The following is a 502-nucleotide window of genomic DNA, read 5'->3' on the forward strand; positions in this document are numbered from 1 at the left end:
CCCTATACATCGATTTTATGTCTTTGCAGAGTCCTGTGTTTTTACTAAACAGTCGCAAGAGCCATTTTTCTGCGGCCTCCTCGGGCTTTGTTTATGCAACTAAACCCTACCGAGGCACCCCTTCTCCCGAAGTTACGGGGTCAACTTGCCTAGTTCCTTAGAGAGGGCTCACACGTGCGCCTTAGGATTCTCTCCTCATCTACCTGTGTCGGTTTGCGGTACGGTCACCCGTAAAACTCCTTAGAGGATTTTCTCGGCAGCGTGGATTCAGCAAGTTCACAGGACCGAAGCCCTGCTTCCCCGCCGTATTCAGGGTTAACGAGCTCCCGGATTTGCCTGGGAGCTCCCCCTACTTGGCGGCCGTGCATTTCCAATCGCACGTATGCCTATCCTTCTGCGTCCCCCCATCGTACAAACGTCCTACGGGTGGTGCAGGAATGTTGACCTGCTCTCCATCGCCTACGCCTTTCGGCCTCAGCTTAGGTGCCGACTAACCCTGGGC

The 502-nt window shown here is 54.6% G+C and carries 1 rRNA gene; it reads right to left on the reverse strand.

From position 1 onward, the window contains the following. Positions 1-502 (reverse strand): 23S ribosomal RNA (locus QHH26_13650); the annotation flags it as partial.

The organism is Armatimonadota bacterium, from assembly GCA_029907255.1.
Classification (GTDB): Bacteria; Armatimonadota; UBA5829; order DTJY01; family DTJY01; genus JAIMAU01.